We start from the raw sequence: 22,548 nt of genomic DNA on the forward strand, positions 1-22,548 counted from the left end.
TAATAATCTTTATAACAGCGCTTGACTATCCCTTCAACTTGTTTGTATACGTCCTCAAACTTCATTGACTAGTCCTTTCTTTTGGTTTTAGAGGATTTCTCCTCACCTATTAATCTATCAAAGATCCTGGTTTTCTTGCACATTGTTCGGTATTTGTCACTAATTTATTTTTATAATGAATTTAAAATTGCTTTTCACATACTCTTTGGTGAATTTTTTTGCAAAAAAACAAATCATCCTCAAGAATGATTTGTTTTTTAGATATTAGAGTTCTTTTTTATAGTTCTCTACTTCAGTTTTGTTAGCCCAAACAAAGTGGCCAGGTTTAATTTCAACCATTTCAGGTTTTTCAACTGAATAGTCATGTTGATCCGGATCGTAGACTTTAAGTACTTTTTTACGTTCTAAGATTGGATCTGGAATTGGAACAGCTGATAATAACGATTTGGTATAAGGATGAATTGGATTGTTAAAGAGCTCTTCTGTTTCAGCAACTTCAACAATAACACCTTTATAGATAACTGCGATACGATCCGAAATGAAGCGTACCACTGACAAATCGTGAGCGATGAATAGATAGGTTAACCCCAACTCTTTTTGGAATTTCTTTAGAAGGTTTAGGACTTGAGCACGAACGGATACATCCAAAGCAGAAATTGGTTCATCAGCAATAACGAAATCTGGTTGCATGACTAAAGCGCGCGCTATCCCAATACGTTGACGTTGTCCTCCTGAGAATTCATGCGGATAACGCGTCAAATGTTCGGAAAGCAATCCAACTTCATGAATAATATTTTTAACCTTTTGTATTCTTTCTTCTTCATTTTCAAACAAGTGATAGTTGTACAAGCCCTCAGAAATGATATAGTCAACTGTTGCACGCTCGTTTAAGCTCGCAGCAGGATCCTGGAATATCATTTGAATCTTACGAATAATTTCCGAAGATTCTTTTCTAGACTTCTTCCCATTAATCTGCTTTCCATCAAAGAAGATTTCACCTTTACTCGTCTCATTCAAACCAATGATTGCGCGACCGATTGTAGTTTTCCCTGAGCCGGATTCACCTACGAGTGAGAAAGTTTCTCCTCTATTAATAAAGAAATTTGCATTTTTAACAGCTACAAATTTCTTCTTCCCTTCACCAAAGGAAATCTCCAAATCTTTAACTTCTACTAATTTTTCAGACATTTCCTTCCTCCTAGCCTTCTAAATGAGCAAAGCCCATATTCAAGCGAATTTTATCATGTAAATTTTCAATAATTTCAGGCTTGTGAACCTTTGGTGCATCTTCATGAAGCAACCAAGTTTTAGCCCAATGAGTTTCTGTAACTTGGAATTGTGGTGCTTTTTCTTCGAAATCAATTTGCATAGCGTAATCCGAACGAAGAGCAAAGGCATCACCTTTCAACTCGGTATAAAGAGACGGAGGAGTTCCTGGGATAGAGAAGAGTTCACCATGATCATTGGCCAACTGTGGCAAGCTAGATAACAAGCTCCATGTATAAGGATGGCGTGGATCGTAAAAAATTTCTTCAACCGTCCCGTATTCAACAATCTCACCAGCATACATAACCGCTACTTTATCGGCAATACTAGCAACAACACCCAAGTCATGAGTGATAAATATAGTTGTAAAGCGGTATTCGTTCTGCAATGATTTCAAAAGTTCGATAATTTGTGCTTGAATTGTCACATCCAAAGCTGTTGTTGGCTCATCACAAATTAGAATATCTGGACGACAGGCAAGAGCAATCGCGATAACAATACGTTGGCGCATTCCTCCAGAATATTGGAAAGGATACTCTTCAAACCGACGTTCTGCATCAGGTATTCCAACTTTTTTCATATAGTCGATTGCCATTTCTTTGGCTTCTTTTGCATCTTTGCCTTGGTGTTTGATAATAACTTCAGTAATTTGGCTTCCTATTGTATTGATTGGATCCAAACTAGTCATAGGATCTTGGAAAATCGTAGCGATCTTAGCACCACGAATTTTTTCCCAATCTTTATTTGATTTTAAAGTTGTCAAATCTTGACCACGATAGTTAATAACACCTTGCGCAACGCGCCCATTATCTTCCAACATCCCAGTGAATGTTTTAGTCAACACAGACTTACCTGATCCAGATTCTCCTACCAAAGCTAATACTTCCCCTTCAACCAAATCAAGGGAAACACCACGAATAGCTGTCAGGACTTTATCACGAACGTCAAATTCCACGACAATATCGCGAGCAGTCAATATTACATTTTTATTTTGTATCATATTTACTCCTATCTATGTGTACGTGGATCACTAGCATCCGCTAAATTTTGTCCGACGATGAAAAGGGACAAGGATACCAAAATCAAGGTTGTCAATGGAATCCAGAAAAGGTAAGCATTAGTTGTAACGTTTTGTGAATAGTCAGAAATCAAACGCCCTAAACTTGGCACAGTGACTGGAAGCCCCAAACCAAAGAAAGAAAGGAAGGCTTCATAAGAGATAAAGCTTGGCAGCATTTGAGAGCTAGTCGTCATGATAACAGATACCAATTGTGGCATAATGTTTCGAGCAACAATTTTAAAAGTAGACGTTCCCAAAGTACGGCTGGCAAGGTTGTACTCTAAATCACGGTACCGCATGATTTGTACACGAATTAAGTAAGCAATCGAAATCCATGAAGTAATTGTCATGGCAAAGATTAGATTCCAGAATCCGGCCCCGATTGAATAAGTCAAAACAATAACGATCAACAATTGCGGAATATTTGAGATAACGTTATAGACTTCCATCATAACACGGTCAACTGATTTGGAAATCCCCCAAATACCACCAACAACAATCCCAATGATCAAGTTAATGGCTGTCGCAATAACGGAAATCAAGATAGAATTACGAGCACCAAACCACACTCCATCAAAGAGAGATTTACCATTGCTATCTGTACCAAACCAATATTTTCCATTTGGCGCAATATAACGAGCACTAAAATCATTAACTTTACTTACATCGTTATAATCAAAATCAGACAACATCGGGTAAATAAAACTCATTAAAATAATGGTTAGCAAAATCGCCAACATAATAATGGTAGATTTCTTCTTCAGAAATTGGCGAATAACAGATCTCCAATACGAATAAGCTGGAGCATCAATTGCTTCAGAGGCAAAATCATCGCGTTTGACAAATTGGAATTTATTTTTATCAATAGAAGCCATTATTTACCTCCTTTTGTTGTTAATTTAATACGTGGGTCAAGCATTGTCATCAAAATATCACCTAAGAGTAAGGCAAAGACTGATAAACCAGTGAAAATGAAGACCAAGCCGACTACCATAGAATTATTTGAAGCTTTAACTGAGTCGATCAACATTTTACCCATACCAGGGAAAGCGAAGACAGTCTCTGTCAAGGTTGCCCCTTGAATAACTCCAATAACAGCCCCTGGAATTCCTGATACCAATGGAACCATGGCATTTTTAAAAATGTGTTTATTTGAAATTTCTTTTTCAGATAATCCTTTAGCACGAGCAAAACGTACAAAGTCTTGGGATTGCAAGTCAATCATATAACGGCGAATCCAGATAGCTGTGCTTGGCGCACCCAAAAGTCCCAGAATTACTGCCGGAAGAACATATGAACGCCAGTCTCCTGCACCAAGAACTGGGAAAGAATCTGGAAGACCAACCGAAGAACCACCTAAGCGAATAATATAAACCAAGGCAATTGTTGGCAGGGCCAAAAGGAAGGTCAAGAGACCCGTTAATGAACTATCAATCCAAGTGTTTTTGAAGCGAGCCATGTAAGACCCTAATGGGACAGCAATCAGATAAGAGATCGCAATACCAATCAAACCAATAATCGCTGAGCTAACAAGCATGGATGGATATTGATAGTTGCTCTCTGTAGCTGTATATGGATCGTCTTTTCCATAGTTTGCAATATCTCGCGAATCAGCTTTACTTGGTGACTTGTAAGTTCGTGAATAGATATTAACTGATGAAATTTTCTTTCCTGTAGGGAATTGAACTTCAGATGATTTAGTTTGTCCTTGTCCTTGTGAAATAACCTGTAACACAGGAATATTTGCATAAGTTGGGTAAGAATTTCCTAAGTTCAAGGTCACAAAATTTTGATGAACAAACGGGAATTGAGCATTAAAGTATAGTAAATATTTATGCTTAGTCCCTGATCCAACTACAGACCAACCAATAGCAGGGTCGTTTTCAATACGAATATAACGTTTAAGTTTTGGATTTGTTTCATCTTTGACAAAACCAGTATGGTCAAATTGAATCAAATTCCCGTAGAAGCCAAGAACACGTTCTAGAACTGGCACCTCACGAACAGCATAAAATTGCTTGCTTTCTTCAAATTGGTGAAGCTTCCAGCCATTACCTAATTTTTTGATATAAGCTTCGTAGATTTTTTTGTTTGCATCAGTTCCTTCAACAGTTACAGAGCTATCTTCCTTGCTAGCTTTCTCCTGTAACTCTTTCGTATCATAATAATCCACATAGCCCATACGTTCATAGATTGTGTTCTCGTAATTAGCTTTTTTATCTTTTGTGGTTGCTATCTTGTTATAGTTAGGATCCTGTTTAAAAATCAATTTTCTTGGCACCATTGTATAAATAATGGTATAGGTCAAAGCCGTTACTAAGAAAATCGACACCAGGGAGCGTAAGATACGCATAAATATATATTTCTTCATTTATCGTTTCCTTTAAAATCCCAAAAGAACTTTCTCTCCTTTTAGAGAAAGTTCTAATGATTGGTTATTTCACGTGTTTTTCTAACTCTTCTTGTGCTTTTTTATTAGATTCTGCACGTTCTTTATTCCATTTTTCTTGAGCTTTCTGATATTCTTTGGCTGTGACAGCTTTATCTTGTAATTTCAGATATTTGTAACTTGCCATGTCACGACCTTTAGCACCAGACCAAGCAAAAGGAGCTGTAAATGGTACAATCTTAGTTAAAACTGGACGTCCAGTTCTACTTGTTGTTGGTATCAACAAGGCGCTATCTGTTAGCCATGCTTGAGCAGCTGCATATTTTTCATAGCGTTTATTTACATCTGTCTTTTCAGCGGCAGCTTCATCAACTAGCTTAGCATACTCCTTCAAACCAACTTGGTCTGCAGCTGCATTTTCTTTACCATCAAAGCCTAAGAATGTCTTGGTATTTTCACCGCCAGGCTTGATAATTTCAAGATAAGTTGATGGATCTTGATAGTCAGGAGACCAACCAACATTATCAGAAATATCCCAGTCTTCTTCAGCAGCTGAAGCAGCATAATATGTGATGTTCAAAACATCATCAGTCTTCATTTGATGAATGTCAACAACCACATTGTCTGTCCCAAGCGAGCTCTCAATTGATTGTTTCAAAGATTGAACACGCTGAACTTTAGCACTAGCAGTTTGGTCTACTGGCATATCCAAATGAATAGGGAATTCTACACCTTCTTCTTGGAGAGCTTTTTTAGCTTTCGCAAATTCAGCTTTAGCTTTTTCTTTATTGTAAAGACCATCTTGAGCATCGTCGAAGTTTACATCTTTCCACTCATCTCCATAGCTAGCCACTTTTTCTTTCACAAGTTCACCGAAGCTCTTACCATCTGCCTGAACAAAAGTAGGTGGAATGTAGAGATTGCGGAGCATTTTCGTAGCCCCTTCTTTACCATTAACTTGTGAAGCATAAGCAGTTCTGTCGAATGCAAAACTCAAGGCTTGACGGAAATCTTTGTTCATCAAAGCTTTCTTTGTTGATGCTTTTTGTGCATCACTTGACTTAGCTGTGTGATTGTATGTTTGACGATCAATGTTCACCCCAACTAAAAAGCTTGAAGAATCTTGAGGAGTATAAACGATATTATCTTTGAATTCTTTTTCTACTTTGGAGAAGGTAGCACTTGTAGGAGCCAGTCTAGCCGCACTGAGAGCACCTTTAGCAAATTGCTCAGCTGGTTTACCTTGATCTTGCCCGTCAAAGTACGTTAATTTAACATCGCTCACATGGACATTATCTTTATCCCAATAATTTGGATTTTTAGCAAATTCAATAGATGATTTAGATGTGATAGATTTAAGTAGGAATGGCCCGTTGTATAGAAGACTAGTTGGGTCAGCAGCTTGAGCAAACTTGTCACCTTTAGACTTCAAGAACTCTTCATTGACTGGATAAAGGATACCCATCGTTGTTTTAGAGTTCCAAAAACTTTCTGGCTCATTTAAAGTATATTGAACTGTGCGGTCATCAACTGCTTTAACACCAACTGATGAGAAATCCTTTGTTTTACCATTAACGTAGTCATCCAAGCCCTTGATAGAACTTTGAACAAGATAAAGAGTTTCAGACTTGTTGTCAGCAGCGTACTTTAGACCTGCCACAAAGTCTTGGGCCTTGACATCAGCATATTCTTCACCATCAGAAGTATACCATTTAGCATCCTTACGAAGTTTATAAGTATAAGTCAAGCCATCCTTAGACACTGTCCAATCTTCAGCCATCGATGGAACCAAGTTTCCATAGTTGTCATTTTCCAAAAGACCATCAATCAAGTTAGCTGTAAGGTCAGTTGTTGCTGCTTTACTAGAGATCAAATAATTCAAGTTTTCTGGATCAACTTCGTAGATATAGTTAAAAGCTTGATCTGCGCCAGAGCTTGATGAGTTTGATGTAGAATTTGAGCACGCTGCAAGAACGCCAGTAGCCAAGAGAGCAACTCCCGCAAGTGTAAGGATTTTACCTTTCTTCATCTATGTTCTCCATTTCAATTTCAAATTTAGTTTTGTCTAAGATTATATCACATAATAATTTAAATGTAAACCAGAATTGTCAGAATATTTTGTGATATTGACCTAGACAGCCCACAAATACAATGGCTCCTATAGGATATTCAACTTGTGAAATATTGGCGATTTCAAAAAAACGGGTCTTATTATCCTTTTTTCGTTCTTAAAAAACAACTATCCTTCTTCTAACTTAATTACTAAAACACCCCTATCTCTCATTGAGATAGGGGGAATTATGAATTATTTTATATGCTTCTCAAGTTCTTCTTGAGCTTTTTTGTTAGATTCTTCTTTTTCTTTAATCCATTTCTTCTCAGCTTCTTGATACTCTTTCTTCGTTACTGGTTTATCTTGAAGCTTAATGTATTTGTAGAGGAAGGCACCATCTGATTTGTTACCTGTCCAACCAAAAGCAGCAGTGAATGGCACAACCCTAGTTACACCAGCTCCTCCACCATTTGAAGTGCTTGGAATCAAGATCGAACTATCTGTCAACCAAGCTTGAGCAGCTGCATATTTTTCATAGCGTTTTGTTGTATCTGTCTTTTCAGCAGCAGCTTCATCCAACAATTTTCCAAATTCATCCATGCCGATTTGTTTAGCAGCAGCATTTCCACTACCAGCTTCAAATCCAAGGAAAGACTTCGTGTTATCACCTGTTTCTGGGTGTAGAATCTCTAAGTAGGATGACGGATCTTGGAAGTCAGGAGTCCAGCCAAGTTGGTCTGTGATATCCCAATCCAAAGCAGCTGCATTTGGAGCGTAGTAAGTTATATTATTAACATCTTCTTGGGATAACATTTGAATATCAACCACAACATTGTCTGTTCCTAAACTCTTTTCAATAGACTGTTTCAAAGATTGAGCCCGTTTTACAATAAGAGTATTGGTCTGGATTGTTGGTATGTCCAGATGAATTGGGAATTCCACGCCTTCTGCTTGAAGGGCTTCTTTTGCTTTGGCGAATTCCGCTTTGGCTTTCTCTGGATTGTAGAGACCGTTAGTCGCATCTGAGAAATCAACATCTTTCCACTCATCGCCGTATTTGACAACATCTTCTTTTACGACATCTCCAAAATTCTTGTCACCAACTTGAACAAATGTTGGTGGGACATAGAGGTTACGAATAGATTTAAGGGCTCCTTCTTCACCGTTCACTTGGTCAGAATAGGCCTTACGGTCATAAGCAAAGTTCAAAGCCTGACGGAAGTCTTTGTTTAAGATAGCTTTTTTGGTAGATGTTTTTTGTGCATCTGTCGTTTTAGAAGTATGATTATAACTTTGGCGATCAATGTTTGTGAAAACAGTGAAAGTAGATGAACCTTGAGGACTAAAGATGATATTGTCTTTATATTCTTTCTCTACAGACGCATAGTTTGAACTACGAGGATAAACACGTGCCTTACTATAAGAGCCGTCTTTAAAGCCACGAATTAAGGATTCTTGGTCTTGCCCATCATAGAAAGCTAATTTAACATTGTCTACATGAACATTGTCTTTATCCCAATAGTTCTGATTTTTCGCAAACTCGATAGAGGACTTCGAAGTTATACCTTTCAACAAGAAAGGACCATTATAAAGGATACTTGTCGGGTCAGTAGCTTGACCGAATTTGTCTCCTTTAGATTTCAAGAACTCTTCATTAACAGGGAATAGGACACCCATTGTTAATTTAGAATTCCAGAAGCTTTCTGGGTGTTCCAAAGTGAACTGCAAGGTATGATCATCGACAGCTTTAATCCCTACTGTTGAGAAGTCCTTTGTTTCCCCTTTGATATAGGCATCCAATCCTTTGATGGAATTTTCCACCATATAAAGAGCTTCTGATTTTTTATCTACAGCATGTTTCAAACCTGTCACAAAATCCTTAGCAGTTACATCTGCATATTCTTCGCCATCGGATGTATACCATTTAACTCCCTTACGCAATTTGTAAGTGTAAGTCAGGCCGTCCTTAGATACACTCCAGTCTTCTGCAAGTGATGGAACAAGATTACCATATTGGTCATTTTCAAGCAAACCATCAATGACATTAGATGTGATTTCATGGGTAGAGGTCTTACTTGATAAGGTATAGTCCAAAGTTTCTGGGTCTGTTTGATAAACATAAGTAAAATTAGTATTTGTGTTTGATGATCCAGACTTAGAACTAGAGCAGGCAGCTAAGACACCAGCAGCAAGTATGGTTACACCAGCCATGGCTAAAACATTGCGTTTCTTCATAATTTTCTCCTATTTAGGTTAGATTTATCTTAGATTATAACACTTCTCAAATAGAAATGAAAACCTTTTTATCAAAAAAAAATCTATATTGTTATAATTATTTTTTATAGATGGTTATAGCATATTGGAGGTTGTCTGTAAAATCAGCCAAAAGAGCTGATCAAACTAAGCAAAGCCAACACTTAAGACCTGATAATCTCAAGCTTACAAAAAACGAGAAAGCTATTTCGCCTCCTCGTTAGAGTTGTTTTTATTTTACATGTTTTTCTAACTCTTTTTGAGCTTTTTCATTAGATGATTCTTTTTCTTTCATCCAAGTTTTAAATGCCTTCTCATAATCCTTAGAAGTCAAGACATCGTCTTGAAGTTGCATGTATTTATAATTTGTAGCTGTCCCCTTACTTCCAATCCAAGAGTAGGCTCTAGTAAATGGAACTGATTTTTGAACCAGCGGATTAGCACCGTTTGAGATACTTGGAAGGGTCAAACCACTATCTGTCAACCATGCTTGAGAATTTGCATATTTTTCATAACGCACACTCGTATCAGACGTTTCCTTATTTGCATCATCATTCAGAGCTTTATAATCATTTAATCCTAGAGCTGACACAACATCTTGATTTTGACCCGGTTCAATTCCAATCGCTTGCAATAATCCACCATTTGTAGGATCAAAAACATCTAAATATGTAGAAGGATCTTGATAATCAGGAGTCCAACCACTGGTTGAAAGATCATAATCTTTTTGAGCAGCCGAGTTGGCGAAATAACCCGTATTATTAAAGTCATCTTCAGACATTTGCTGAAGATCAACTACTACATTATCTTTTCCTAGAGCTGACTCAACAGACTGTTTAAAGGAACTAGCTTGTTGAATTCCAGCCTTATCAGACTGACTCACTGGCAAATCTAGATGAATTGGGAAATTCACACCTTGAGCCTGCAGCGCTTCTTTAGCTTTTGCAAACTCTGTTTTAGCTTTTTCAGCATTATATAGACCGTCTTGGGCATCCTCTAACTTGACATCAGACCACTCTTGGCCGTAGCTCGCTAGTTTTTCTTTCACGACATCTCCAAAATTCCGATCCTTGATCTGTACAAATGTCGGCGGCACTGCAAGATTGCGCAAGATCATTGATGCTCCGTCTTCGCCATTCGTTTGAGCTGCGTAAGCTTTTCTATCAAAGGCAAAACCGATTGCCTGACGGAAGTCTTTGTTTAAAATAGCAGCCTTGGTATCTGATTTTTGCTTGTCATCTTTCTTAGAAGTATGATTATAAGACTGACGATTTACATTAAAGACATAGAAAAATGAAGTTCCACCTTGTTGAGAATAAGTAATATTATCCGCATATTTCTTTTTAACAGAAGCATAGTTCGAACTATTTGGGAATACACGAGCCAGGGTATAGGCACCATCGCTAAAATTACGAACTAAGGATTCTTGATCAGATCCATCATAATAAGATAGTTTTACATCTTCAATCGGAACATTTTCTTTATCCCAATATTTTTCGTTTTTCTTATATTCAATAGAAGATTTTGCCGTTAAAGACTTCAAAATATAAGGACCATTGTACAAAATACTAGACGGTTTAGCTGAGCCAAAACTATTTCCTTGGGAAGCTAAGAAATCAGCATTTATCGGGAATAAGATACCACTAGTCGTCTTCGAATTCCAGTAACTTTCTGGCTTATTCAAAGTATACTGCACTGTATAATCATCCAGTGCTTTTACACCTACAGTAGAAAAGTCTTTAGTTTCCCCTTTGATATAGGCATCCAATCCTTTGATAGAATTTTGAACAAGGTAAAGAGCTTCAGATTTGCCATCGGCTGCGTGCTTCAATCCTGTCACAAAATCTTGAGCTTTTACCTCAGCATACTCTTCGCCATCTGAGGTATACCACTTAGCATCTTTTCGAAGCTTGTAAGTATAGGTCAAACCATCCTTAGATACGGTCCAATCTTCAGCAAGAGACGGAATCAAATTCCCATACTTATCATTTTCAAGCAAACCATCAATCAGATTTCCAGTCACATCTGAAGTGGTAGCACGATTAGCAACTACATAGTCCAAAGAATCTGGATCATTACTATATACATAAGAATACACCTTTGTATTAGATGCTGTTGAACTACAAGCAGCTAAAATCACAGAAGATAAAACTGCAAGTCCAACTCCAACAAATCTTTTTTTCTTATTCATGAAATACTCCTTTCAAAATAAGAGATATTCAAATCATCCATGAGAGGTTTTCTCTGAAATATCACTCTAGTTTTTTACCATTTTGTCCATTATACCCTATTTCCCTGAAAAAATAAATCGTTTTAAGTAAAAATTGACCATTTTTTCATTTTTTATGTCAGAAAACATTACATATGAGCAAAAAAACTCTACATCACAAAGATGTAGAGCCTTAGGTCTATTTAACATGATCAGCCAATTCTTCTTGAGCTTTGGCATTTGATTTTTCTTTTTCTTTCTTCCATTTTTTCTCAGCGGCTTTGTAGTCTTTCGCCGTTACAATGTCATTTTGAACTTCTCTGTACTTAAAGACGTAAACATCACCTTTGATACCAACCAGAGAGTAAGGTTTTGTGAACGGAACTGCCTTCATAACAAGCGGACTACCACCGTTTGATTGAATCGGAATGACCAAAGAGCTATCTGTTAACCAAGCTTGAGCTGCTGCATATTTTGTATAGCGAGCAGTTGTATCTTGTTTTTCAGAATCTGCATCTTCATTTAATTTCTTAAATTCGTTCAAGCCCAGTTTGTCTGCTAAATCAGCATTTTGTCCTTTTTCCAAACCGATATTTTGGAGCATATCTCCTTTATCTGGATCAAAAATATTCAAATAAGTTGATGGATCTTGGAAGTCAGGACCCCAACCAGCAATGTTGATATCGTAGTCTTTTTGAGCCGCAGTCTCCGCAAAGTACGTTACATTATTTTTATTTTCTGTAGACATTTGCTGTACATCAATAACAACATTATCTTTACCAAGGGCTTCTTCAACTGATTGTTTAAATGAATTAGCCTGCTGTACCAAGAGGTTGTTTGTTTGTTCAACAGGAAGATCTAAGTGAATTGGGAATTCAACACCTTGTGCTTGGAGAGCTTCTTTTGCTTTGGCAAATTCTGCCTTAGCTTTCTCAACATTAAAGAGTCCATCCTGAGCATCGTCCAACTTAACACCCTTCCACTCATCACCATAGCTCACCAAATCTTTTTCAACTATGTCTCCGAAGTTCTTTTCACCAATCTGAACGAATGTTGGCGGTACTAAGCTATTTCTAAGTGAGCTAGTTGCTCCCTCTTGACCGTTTTGCTGTGCTCCATAAACTGTCCGATTGAAAGCAAAGTTGATAGCCTGACGGAAATCTTTATTTAAGAGAGCAGCTGTTGTAGATGTCTTTTGAGCATCTGTTGTCTTGGCTGTAAAATTGTAGGCTTTACGGTTGTAGTTAAAGGCATAGAAGAATGTCGTTGCATCTTGAGGAGAGTATACAATATTATCTTTGTATTGTTTTTGTACTGAAGCATAACTTGAACTATTTGGATACAAACGAGCTTGTGTGTATGTACCATCTTTAAAGTTACGAACAAGCGCTTCTTGATCAGAACCATCAAAGTAAGTCAACTTGACGTCTGAAATCTTCACATTGTTCTTATCCCAATAGTTGTCATTTTTTGTATATTCAATAGATGATTTAGATGTGAAGGACTTCAGGAAATATGGACCGTTATAGAGAATTCCTGAAGGTTTTACAGTACCGAAATCTTTACCAGATGATTTTAAAAATTCTTCGTTAATTGGGAAAAGAATACCCATTGTGGTTTTAGAATTCCAATAACTCTCTGGCTGATTGAGCGTATATTGTACTGTATAATCGTCAATCGCCTTAACTCCAACTGTTGAGAAATCCTTACTTTCACCTTTTACATAAGCATCCAAACCTTTGATAGAGTTTTGAACAATTGGAAGCGCATCTGAATTGCTGTCTGCTGCGTGCTTCAAACCAGTAACAAAGTCTTGCGCTTTGACTTCTGCATATTCTTCACCCTCAGAAGTATACCATTTAGCACCCTTCCGAAGCTTATATGTATAAGTCAAACCATCTTTCGATACTGTCCAATCTTCTGCCAGAGATGGCACAAGATTTCCGTATTTATCATTTTCTAATAGTCCATCCACTAAGTTTGCAATAACATCAGACGTAGTTGAACGATTAGTATTTGTATAATCCAAGGTATCTGGGTCTGTTAAATAGACATAAGAATAAGTCTTTGAAGCCCCTGAGTTAGAATTTCCACATGCTGCTAAGGTAAAAACAGAAGCAAGCGTAAGCCCTAAAACAGCTAATTTTTTCACTGGTTTCATTGTCGCATCTCCTTTTAATGTTATTTGTATTATTATACTCTATTATTTTATAAAAACAAGTATTTTTTAAAAAAATTTTAAGCATTATATTGTTTTTTGTTCTACGAACGCCTACACATTCACTTTTGTTCGTCTTTTTGTTTAAAATAAAAATAATGTAAAATGATCATTAAAAAAACGTTCATATTCACAAAGTATATTTATTCATAATACTTTTTTCAAAGAAGGCAAACCTCTACAACAGCCATTTTTATGGTACAATAAGATTAACCCTACTCAAAGGAAGAGATATGAAAAAATTTATAGTACTTTTATTTACTTGTTTATTTTGCAGCTTCTGTACTCTTGTTTCCGCAGATGACTTTGATGTTGCCGCCAAAAATGCTATCGCTTTTGACGTAAATACTGGAAAAATTCTCTATGAAAAAGAGGCTACTACCCCTGTACCAATAGGGAGTCTGACCAAACTGCTATCAGCCTATCTGGTCTATGATGCCATAAAAGCTGAGAAAATTACTATGGACAGCCAGGTTGAAATTTCCGAATATGCTCTAAAGCTGACAACTAATTACGACATCAGCAACCTCCCTCTAGACAAAGGAAGCTACTCTGTCGAAGAATTATTAGAAGCGTCTCTTATCGCCAATGCTAACAGCGCTACTATCGCCCTAGCTGAAAAAATTGCTGGAAGCGAAAAAAAGTTTGTCGATCTTATGAAAGCCAAACTAAAAGAATGGGGAATTTCTGACGCAAAAATTGTCAATTCAACTGGTTTAAACAACTCTCATCTTGGAGATAATATCTATCCCAATTCCAAAAAAGATGAAGAAAATCAGCTAAGCGCCTATGATATGGCCCTTATATCTTATCATCTCATTAAAGATTATCCGCAAGTTTTAAATATTACCGAAATGACTAGCTTCAACTTTGACGGATTAGAAGTCAATAGTTCGAATTATATGTTAAAAGACATGCCTTCTTATCGTAAGGGAGTGGATGGATTAAAGACAGGAATCTCCGACCAAGGTGGCCTCTCCTTCATCGCTTCTGCCAACGAAAGAGATATGAGACTCATTACAGTCGTCTTAAATGTCGAAAATGCTGAAGAAGATTTAAAAGCTCTTTTCCTAGCCACTGCCAGCATCATGGACTATATCGCTAACAACTTCGTAGTGACTACACTAGCCGAAAAGGGAACCCCTTATGAAGACAGTCACATTTCAATCATTAACGGAAGCGAAGATCAAATCAAGGTTGTTGCATCAAATGATTTGAATATTATCCAGAGAATCGGGAGTGACTCAGAACCAAAAGTCACTTTCAAAAAAAATAAACAGGAGTTCAAAGCTCCTCTCGCTGCTCATACACCAATAGGAACTTTAAGCTACAAAGACACTGATTTAATTGGAAAGGGCTACTTAAAAGAACAACCCAGCATTACAATGGAAACGGAAAAGGAAGTTGCGCAAGGCTTTTTCTTGAAAGTCTGGTGGAATAACTTTGTAGAATATGTTAATAAAAAATTATAGAAACATCAGGAAGGAAAACTTCCTGATGTTTTTTTGAATAAAAAAATCAATTGAAGCGATGTTTTCACTTCTTATTTTATTCTAAACTGCAACTTAAACATCACCAAATCTTAAAGGAAACAAAGTATCTACTAGAACTTCTTCTGGCTCAATCCACCTCAAGACAGAGCCCGCAGAAATACATGAACAACTTCTATTAGCTTAATTGTTCATTCCCACCCTGCTGATTTTTTGAAGCACACACTTCATCCACACTAAAAAAGACTGAGATAGTTTTATCTCAGTCTAGCTTTGTCTTATCTAAAAGATTCTTTTACAAAAGGACCTTAATAGTCTTCTAAACCTAAGTTTGGAAACAAAGGAAATCATCTTTATTTTTAAAATAATTTACTTTTGTTCCACAGCTTTTATCCAACTGATCCTTCCATTTCGTAGCTGATCAAGCGATTCAGCTCAACAGCATATTCCATAGGCAGTTCTTTAGTGAATGGCTCAACAAAGCCCATGACAATCATTTCGGTGGCTTCAGATTCGGACAAGCCACGGCTCATGAGATAGTAGAGCTGCTCTTCTGAAATCTTAGAAACCTTGGCCTCATGCTCCAGAGCCACCTGAGAATTGTGAATTTCATTAAAGGGAATAGTATCTGATGCCGAAAGGTCATCCATGATAATCGTATCACACTCGATATGACTGACAGATTTCTTGGAATTTTTAGCAAAGGTTACTTGACCACGATAATCCACTTTACCTCCGCCTTTAGCAATAGACTTAGACACGATAGAGGAGCTGGTATGCGGAGCATTGTGAATCATCTTAGCCCCTGTATCTTGGTGCTGATTGGTATTGGCAAAGGCAATAGACAACATTGTTCCGCGCGCTCCAGGTCCGTCCAGATAGACAGACGGATATTTCATAGTTGTTTTCGCACCGAGGTTCCCATCAATCCACTCAACCGTCGCATCTTTCATAGCCCGCGCCCGCTTGGTCACGAGGTTGTAGACATTATCCGACCAGTTTTGAATAGTTGTGTAGCGCATGTAGGCACCATCAAGGGCAAAAATTTCAACAATAGCCGCATGGAGACTATTACTAGAGTATGTCGGAGCTGTACACCCTTCAACATAATGAACACTAGCACCCTCATCGACGATGATCAAAGTTCGCTCAAACTGACCAGAATTTTCATTGTTAATTCGGAAGTAGGTTTGTAGCGGAATATCCACTTTGACACCTTTTGGAACATAGATGAAGGTACCACCAGACCAGACAGCAGAATTGAGGGCTGCCAACTTATTGTCTGTCGGAGGGACCAGCTTAGCAAAATATTGCTTGAAGAGTTCTGGATATTCCTTGAGAGCTGAGTCGGTATCTGTAAAGACTATTCCTAACTTTTGGAACTCTTCCTTCATATTATGGTAAACCACTTCAGACTCATACTGGGCTGCCGCACCAGCCAGGTAGGCTCTCTCCGCTTCTGGGATCCCAATCTTCTCAAAGGTTTCCTTGATCTTCTCAGGCACTTCATCCCAGCTTCTAGCTGGCTTATCAGATGCCTTTTGGTAATAAATCAAGTCATCAAAATTAATTTCTGACAAATCCGGACCCCAAGTCTGCATCGGCATCTTCTTGAAAGCCTCGTAGGATTTGAGGCGGAAATCCAGCATCCATTCTGGTTCATCCTTGGCTGCAGAAAGCTCACGAATGACCGCTTCATTCAGCCCTTTTCCTGTTGAGAGGACAGGTTCGACATCATCATGGAAACCAAACTTGTACTCACCAAGATCAATCGGTTTTGGTTCTACTCTTTCTTCTGACATATTTTCCTTTCACATTCTTACTTTTTATCTTCTTCAATTGCTCGCTTGAGGGCATTCCAACCCAAGGTCGCACACTTAATCCGCTGCGGGAATTTGGCAACACCAGCTAAAAAGGCTCCATCACCCAATTCTTTCTGGCGACTGTCTTCCTGGCCCTGAACCATATGCGAGAAAACCTCTGCTAATTCCAGCGCCTGCTCTTTTGTCTTGCCCAGCACCGCATCCGTCATCATGCTGGCCGAAGCCGTTGAGATGGTACAGCCAGAATTCACAAAGGCAATATCTTCAATCTGATTTTCAGCATTAAACTTCACAGACAAGCTGATAACATCACCACAGGTTGGATTATTGAGGACTACCTGCTCTGCATCTTCCAGCTTACCATGATGATGGGGGTGAGCCGAGTGGTCCGTCACAACCGCCTTGTAAAGACTGTCTAACTTAGAAAGCGCCATTGAAAAACTCCTTTGTCTTTTCTAAAGCATCTACCAGCTTGTCACAATCTGCATAGGTATTGTAGATATAAAAGCTAGCCCGCACAGTCGCTGGCACCTGCAGATAGGTGAGTAGGGGCTGGGCACAATGGTGACCCGCCCGAACAGCCACTCCCTCATAGTCCAGAGCCGTTGCGACATCATGCGGATGGAGACCATCCAGGTTAAAGGCAATCACGCCTGAGCGCTGGGCCAAATCTTGAGAACCATAAATGGTCAAACCTTCCACTGCCTGCAGCTTAGGAAATACGTAGGCAATCAGGTCCTGCTCATGCTGGGCAATGGCATCCATACCCAAGTCTTCCAAATAATCAATAGCCGCCGCAAGACCGATTGCTCCTGCCATATTTGGAGTGCCGGCCTCAAACTTCCAAGGAAGCTCCTTCCATGTTGCTTCTTGCTCATAGACGAAATCAATCATTTCGCCGCCGAACTCAACTGGCGACATCTGCTCTAGCAATTCTTCCTTGCCATAGAGAACGCCGATACCCGTCGGACCTGCCATCTTATGCCCTGAAAAGGCGAAAAAGTCCGCATCCAAATCCTGCACATCAATCTTCATGTGCGGAATGGATTGAGCCCCATCTACCACCAAAAGCGCTCCTTGCTGATGAACCAACTGGGCAATCTCCTTGATGGGATTGATAACCCCAAGGACGTTAGAAGCATGAGCCAGAGAGACAAACTTTGTCCGCTCATTGAGCTTGGCACGGAAATCATCCATATCCAGCGCACCATCCTTGAGATAGACATAGACCAACTTGGCTCCGGTCTTCCTACAAGCTTCCTGCCAGGGAATGACATTGGAATGGTGCTCCATGATAGAAATCATCACTTCATCACCAGGCTGCAGCCTTTCAGCCGCAAACTGAGCCACCCAGTTAAGCCCCGTCGTGGTTCCTCTTGTAAAGAGGACTTCTCTGCTAGAAGCTGCATTGATAAAAGAACGAACTCTTTCCCTGGCCGCTTCATAAGCTGCCGTCGCCCGCTCGGCTAGCGTATGCACACCGCGGTGGACGTTGGCATTGTCTCTAAGATAATAGTCTTCGATAGCTGCTAGCACCCGCGTGGGTTTCTGGGTTGTCGCCGCATTGTCCAAATAAACCAAAGGCTCATCATTGACAATTTGGTCCAAAATGGGAAAATCTTGCTTGATTGCTTCTGCATTAAATCCAGACATAAAGACTCCTATCTACTACACGGGCCAAGGCCCAGCTTTTTATCTTTTTGCGAGAATAATATCGATATTTTCAATCATTTCATCACGAACTTCCTTAACAGGGATTTCCACAATCACTGAGCCTAAGAAACCACGTACGACCAAGCGCTCTGCCGTTGCCTTATCAAGACCCCGACTCATGAGATAGTACATATCTTCTGGATCCACCTGGCCGATAGAAGCTGCGTGACCAGCCGTCACATCATTCTCATCAATCAAGAGAATTGGATTAGCATCTGATCGTGCTTGGTCAGACAGCATGAGAACCCGGCTTTCCTGCTGGGCGTCTGCTCCCTTAGCGCCTTTGATAATATGGCCGATACCATTGAAGGTCAAAGTCCCTTTTTCCAGGATAACCCCGTGCTGCAGGATATTTCCGATAGAGTTGCAGCCATAGTTAGTTACGCGGGTATCAATCCCTTGAACCTGCTTACCACTTGAGAGAGCCACCACCTTCATATCCGCATGACTACCCTTGCCATAGAGGTCACTATCAAAGTCCGCTACGACATTGCCTTCGTTCATAACACCGATAGCCCAGTCAATCATAGCGTCGTTGTCCAGCTTACCACGGCGGCTGATATAGGCTGTGACGTTTTGGCCCAAGCGGTCAATCGCTGAAAACTTAATCTGAGCTCCAGCCTGAGCAATGACTTCTACTGTGATATTAGCTGTCGCTGGAACAGCTCCTTCACCATAAGTCTCCAAGCGTTCCAAGTAGTTAACCTTAGAATGCTTGCCTGCGATAATCAAAATATGCTTGTTAAAAGGAACATCGCTTTCGCTGTCCTGATAAAAAATTCCTTCAATCGGCTGGTCAATCTCAACATTGTCAGGTACATAAAGAACTGCGCCGCTGTTGAAATAAGCCGTATGGTAAGCAGCCAATTTATCCTCGTCATACTTAACCGCAGACATAAAATGCTTCTCTACCAGCTCTGGAATCTCTTCTAAGGCCGTGTGAAAATCTGTAAAAACAACCCCTTGCTCTGCCAAGTCAGCTGGCAATTGCTCAAGGACTGTTTGAGTCCCCATTTGGATAAACTTGAGATTGTCCCCAAGAGACGTGAAATCTGGCACACTGGTCAAAGGCTCGCTGTCAGAAATCCGTCCGTCGCCCAGATTCCAACGATGGAATTTAACCCGCTCAATAATGGGCAAATCCAGTTGATCAATCTTGACAAAAGCCTTCTGACGGAGACTAGCCAACCATTCCGGCTCAGCGTGCAACTGTGAAAATTCTTGAATTAATTCTTTAGTCATGTCATTCTCCTATCTTTTATCAAAGTCAAAAGAGTGTTTGACTAAACTTCTTCCTTGTAGTTGAAGCCCAATTCTTCAGCCAACTTAGCATAACCTTCTTTTTCCAAGCGTACTGCCAATTCAGGACCGCCAGAAAGAACAACCTTACCTTCCATCATAACATGAACTTTATCTGGAGTAATGTAGTTAAGCAGACGTTGGTAGTGGGTAATAATCATAGCACCAAATCCTTCACCGCGCATGGCATTAACCCCTTTAGACACAACCTTAAGAGCATCAATATCCAGACCAGAGTCAATCTCATCCAAGAGCGCAAAAGTTGGCTCTAACATAAGTAACTGTAGGATTTCATTGCGTTTCTTTTCTCCACCAGAGAATCCTTCATTGAGATAGCGCTCAGCCATTTCTTCTTTCATGTTAAGCAACTCCATCTTTTCATCCAGCTTCATGATAAAGTCGCGAACAGAGATTTTCTCTTCGTCTTCTTTGCCAGCATTCATAGCTGCACGGAGAAACTCGGCATTAGTAATACCAGGAATTTCACTAGGATACTGCATCGCAAGGAAGAGCCCCATACGAGCACGCTCGTCTACTTCCAATTCTAAAATGTTAACTCCGTCAAAGAGGATTTCTCCTTGGGTAACTTCGTAATTGGGATTACCCATAATAGCAGCAGAAAGAGTGGATTTACCTGTACCATTTGGTCCCATAATAGCAGCCACTTCTCCTGTTTTCAAGGTAAGGTTAACCCCCTTGAGAATTTCTTTTCCTTCAATTTCAACATGAAGATCTTTGATTTCTAATACAGACATTGTGTCCTTTCCTTTCTTTATCGTATTCCACTCATTAGTATAGCAAAAAAAAGCCCAAAAGGCTTTTATTTTGATTAGAATTGTTCTTATTTATGTTCTTTATTCTTCCAACGTCGACGCACTTCTTCTCTATAAGAAGAGTTTCCAATATACCGCATAATTTTTAAAAGCGGTGTACGGTTTGGTCCTAAAATTTCAATCAATTCTGCAAGCAACTCTACTCCAAAAAGCAAACCAATAACCAGAAGTACACCACCAACTCGACTTGAAATATTGAGCAATAGAGAGATTGTAGCAAAAATCAACGAAATCCCATAAATCACCAAAACCGTTCCTCTATGAGTCAAGCCCAAAGAAAGTAAACGGTGATGCAAGTGGTTGCGGTCAGGTTGATAGAATTTTTGACCTGATAAAGTCCGACGTACAATAGCCAAAAATGTATCCGCAATCGGCACACCCAAAATAATCATAGGCGTCACCACAGCAACAGCCGTTGCATTTTTCAAACCTTGTAAGGACAGAACCGAAATCATAAACCCAATAAAGAGGGCTCCAGTATCTCCACCGTATATAATCGCTGGATGATAGTTATAAGGGAAGAAACCTGCAATCGAAGCTACTAAGACAAAAATTGTCAGGGTTAAGAATAAGTTATGGTCAGGCAGGAAGAAATAAGATACAACTCCCATTGTCAGCAAGGAGATTATTGATACACCGCTAACCAAACCATCTAACCCATCCATAAGATTCACCGCATTTGTAATAGATACAATCCAAATCAAGGTTAAAATAAAGGATAACCAAGGAGGGAAAAAGAGATGAGGACCACCGAAAGGAATTTTAAAGTCATTTAAGCGAAAATCCGTCAAGAGCCAAATCAAAGAAGCAGCAACAACAATTCCAAGTAGCTTAGGTAAAGGAGACAACTCTTTTACATCGTCAATCAGACCTGTTAAGGCTACCACTCCACCTCCTAGGGCAACTGGCCAAATATAATCGAAATAAGTTTCTCCACGAAAAGTCACCTGCACAATAGTTGGCATCATGATTAAACTTGTGATCGAAAAAGCTATAACGACCGCTAGGCCACCTGCACTAGGCATAGGCTTTTTATTAATTCGTCGGGCATTAGGATAGTCAACTGCATCAATTTTAAAGGCCAAAATGCGAACCAGAGGCGTTAACAAGATACCAATAAAAAAGGTGCCCAGCAAGACCATAATAAATTTCAAAGGAAATGTAACCATCAGCAGTTTACCTTTTGAAGATGTTGCACAGCATCTGTTACAATCAACAAGTGACCGTGCTCTTGAAGAAGGGCTCTCGTCGTATCTGTATCCTCAGCATGTTCACGCATTGTTGCCAGAAGCCAAGCAGGATAACGACTCGGACGACCTTCAATATCTACTAGAATAGTCAAATAGTAATGCTGATCCATCTTGTATAGCTCTGATGTATCAACTGGATAGTGGATAGTCTTGGTGAAAGCGATCAGATTTTTCAAGTCAGAAAAACGCAAGATATAATAAATATAGCGATCTTGTTCTTGCCCTTCTTCTGGCTCAGATGCATCTTCCTCTTCTGCTTTTTCCAGCATTTGAACAGCATCTATATCATCACGGCTTTTTTCAAAGATGTTTTTTTCAAGCGTCTTTAGAAATTCATCCGGAGTCATTTGAGACAGTTCGTCCATATCAGGCAAGTCAGCCAAATCTTCAAAATTCAAATTTTTATCTACTTTAGATTTTGTGACAAAAACGTCTAATTTGTCTGGTTTTGGAGTCACCCGAAAACTCAGCATTCCACTATCTAAAAAGCTTTCTGGCATTTCGAGTTCATCTAAAATGGTATAGAAAAATTCCTCCGTCTTTTCCTGAGGAACCAGAAAATCTGCCATCTCCATGCCGTGCTCTTCTAGATCTTCTAATTTAATTGTGATCTTAATTGTTGATTCACTAATTTGCTTCACTTCCATTGTTCTACCTCGTACATACTAGTCCTTCCATTATACTAAATTCCC

At 39.2% G+C, this 22,548-nt stretch carries 16 protein-coding genes; 1 reads left to right on the forward strand and 15 read right to left on the reverse strand.

Annotated elements, in window-relative coordinates:
* Positions 1–264: 264 nt before the first annotated feature.
* The 8 genes from PCY06_RS07655 to PCY06_RS07690 form a co-directional block, all read right to left on the reverse strand.
* Positions 265–1,188 (reverse strand): ATP-binding cassette domain-containing protein, encoded by a 924-nt coding sequence (locus tag PCY06_RS07655; RefSeq protein ID WP_012130756.1) that lies wholly within the window; start codon positions 1,186–1,188, stop codon positions 265–267.
* Positions 1,189–1,198: 10 nt separating this feature from the next.
* The gene (locus tag PCY06_RS07660; RefSeq protein WP_008809622.1) at positions 1,199–2,266 is read right to left on the reverse strand and encodes an ABC transporter ATP-binding protein; all 1,068 of its coding nucleotides are present in this window, start codon (positions 2,264–2,266) and stop codon (positions 1,199–1,201) included.
* An 8-nt stretch (positions 2,267–2,274) separates the two neighbouring features.
* Positions 2,275–3,201 (reverse strand): oligopeptide ABC transporter permease OppC, encoded by a 927-nt coding sequence (oppC, locus tag PCY06_RS07665; RefSeq protein WP_008809623.1) that lies wholly within the window; start codon positions 3,199–3,201, stop codon positions 2,275–2,277.
* Positions 3,201–4,697: an ABC transporter permease gene (locus PCY06_RS07670; protein ID WP_048777855.1), complete on the reverse strand. Its 1,497-nt coding sequence runs from the start codon at positions 4,695–4,697 to the stop codon at positions 3,201–3,203. The genes oppC and PCY06_RS07670 overlap by 1 nt, the downstream gene beginning before the upstream one ends.
* A gap of 64 nt (positions 4,698–4,761) precedes the next feature.
* Complete coding sequence (locus PCY06_RS07675) at positions 4,762–6,744, reverse strand: peptide ABC transporter substrate-binding protein (RefSeq protein ID WP_082307409.1); 1,983 nt, start codon at positions 6,742–6,744, stop codon at positions 4,762–4,764.
* Between the two features lie 276 nt (positions 6,745–7,020).
* Positions 7,021–9,003 carry a peptide ABC transporter substrate-binding protein gene (locus tag PCY06_RS07680; RefSeq protein ID WP_053794410.1) on the reverse strand — a complete coding sequence of 661 codons (1,983 nt, stop codon included), beginning with the start codon at positions 9,001–9,003 and terminating at the stop codon, positions 7,021–7,023.
* A 250-nt stretch (positions 9,004–9,253) separates the two neighbouring features.
* On the reverse strand, positions 9,254–11,212 hold the full coding sequence (locus PCY06_RS07685; RefSeq protein ID WP_082307408.1) for a peptide ABC transporter substrate-binding protein: 1,959 nt from the start codon (positions 11,210–11,212) through the stop codon (positions 9,254–9,256).
* A gap of 217 nt (positions 11,213–11,429) precedes the next feature.
* On the reverse strand, positions 11,430–13,391 hold the full coding sequence (locus PCY06_RS07690) for a peptide ABC transporter substrate-binding protein (protein ID WP_082307407.1): 1,962 nt from the start codon (positions 13,389–13,391) through the stop codon (positions 11,430–11,432).
* Positions 13,392–13,681: 290 nt separating this feature from the next.
* On the opposite strand from PCY06_RS07690, the gene pbp3 reads away from it, so the two are divergent.
* Positions 13,682–14,920, forward strand: a complete 1,239-nt coding sequence (gene pbp3 / locus PCY06_RS07695; protein ID WP_082307406.1) for a D-alanyl-D-alanine carboxypeptidase PBP3 — start codon at positions 13,682–13,684, stop codon at positions 14,918–14,920.
* A 407-nt stretch (positions 14,921–15,327) separates the two neighbouring features.
* On the opposite strand, the gene sufB is transcribed toward pbp3, so the two are convergent.
* From sufB to mecA, 7 genes are all read right to left on the reverse strand, one after another.
* On the reverse strand, positions 15,328–16,740 hold the full coding sequence (sufB, locus tag PCY06_RS07700; RefSeq protein WP_008809630.1) for a Fe-S cluster assembly protein SufB: 1,413 nt from the start codon (positions 16,738–16,740) through the stop codon (positions 15,328–15,330).
* A gap of 17 nt (positions 16,741–16,757) precedes the next feature.
* Positions 16,758–17,195, reverse strand: a complete 438-nt coding sequence (gene sufU, locus PCY06_RS07705) for a Fe-S cluster assembly sulfur transfer protein SufU (RefSeq protein ID WP_008809631.1) — start codon at positions 17,193–17,195, stop codon at positions 16,758–16,760.
* Positions 17,182–18,414 carry a cysteine desulfurase gene (locus tag PCY06_RS07710; protein WP_008809632.1) on the reverse strand — a complete coding sequence of 411 codons (1,233 nt, stop codon included), beginning with the start codon at positions 18,412–18,414 and terminating at the stop codon, positions 17,182–17,184. Before PCY06_RS07710 ends, sufU begins: the two co-directional genes overlap by 14 nt.
* A 39-nt stretch (positions 18,415–18,453) precedes the next feature.
* A complete protein-coding gene (gene sufD, locus PCY06_RS07715) occupies positions 18,454–19,716 on the reverse strand; it encodes a Fe-S cluster assembly protein SufD (protein WP_020992753.1) in 1,263 nt (420 codons plus the stop codon).
* Between the two features lie 41 nt (positions 19,717–19,757).
* Positions 19,758–20,528: a Fe-S cluster assembly ATPase SufC gene (sufC, locus tag PCY06_RS07720; protein WP_008809634.1), complete on the reverse strand. Its 771-nt coding sequence runs from the start codon at positions 20,526–20,528 to the stop codon at positions 19,758–19,760.
* Between the two features lie 86 nt (positions 20,529–20,614).
* Positions 20,615–21,781, reverse strand: coding sequence for a glycosyltransferase family 4 protein (locus tag PCY06_RS07725; RefSeq protein WP_082307405.1), 1,167 nt, complete (start codon positions 21,779–21,781; stop codon positions 20,615–20,617).
* On the reverse strand, positions 21,775–22,503 hold the full coding sequence (gene mecA, locus PCY06_RS07730; protein ID WP_082307404.1) for an adaptor protein MecA: 729 nt from the start codon (positions 22,501–22,503) through the stop codon (positions 21,775–21,777). The genes PCY06_RS07725 and mecA overlap by 7 nt, the downstream gene beginning before the upstream one ends.
* Between the last annotated feature and the right edge of the window lie 45 nt (positions 22,504–22,548).

It is taken from the genome of Streptococcus sp. SG1, assembly GCF_030439935.1.
Lineage (GTDB): Bacteria > Bacillota > Bacilli > Lactobacillales > Streptococcaceae > Streptococcus > Streptococcus gordonii.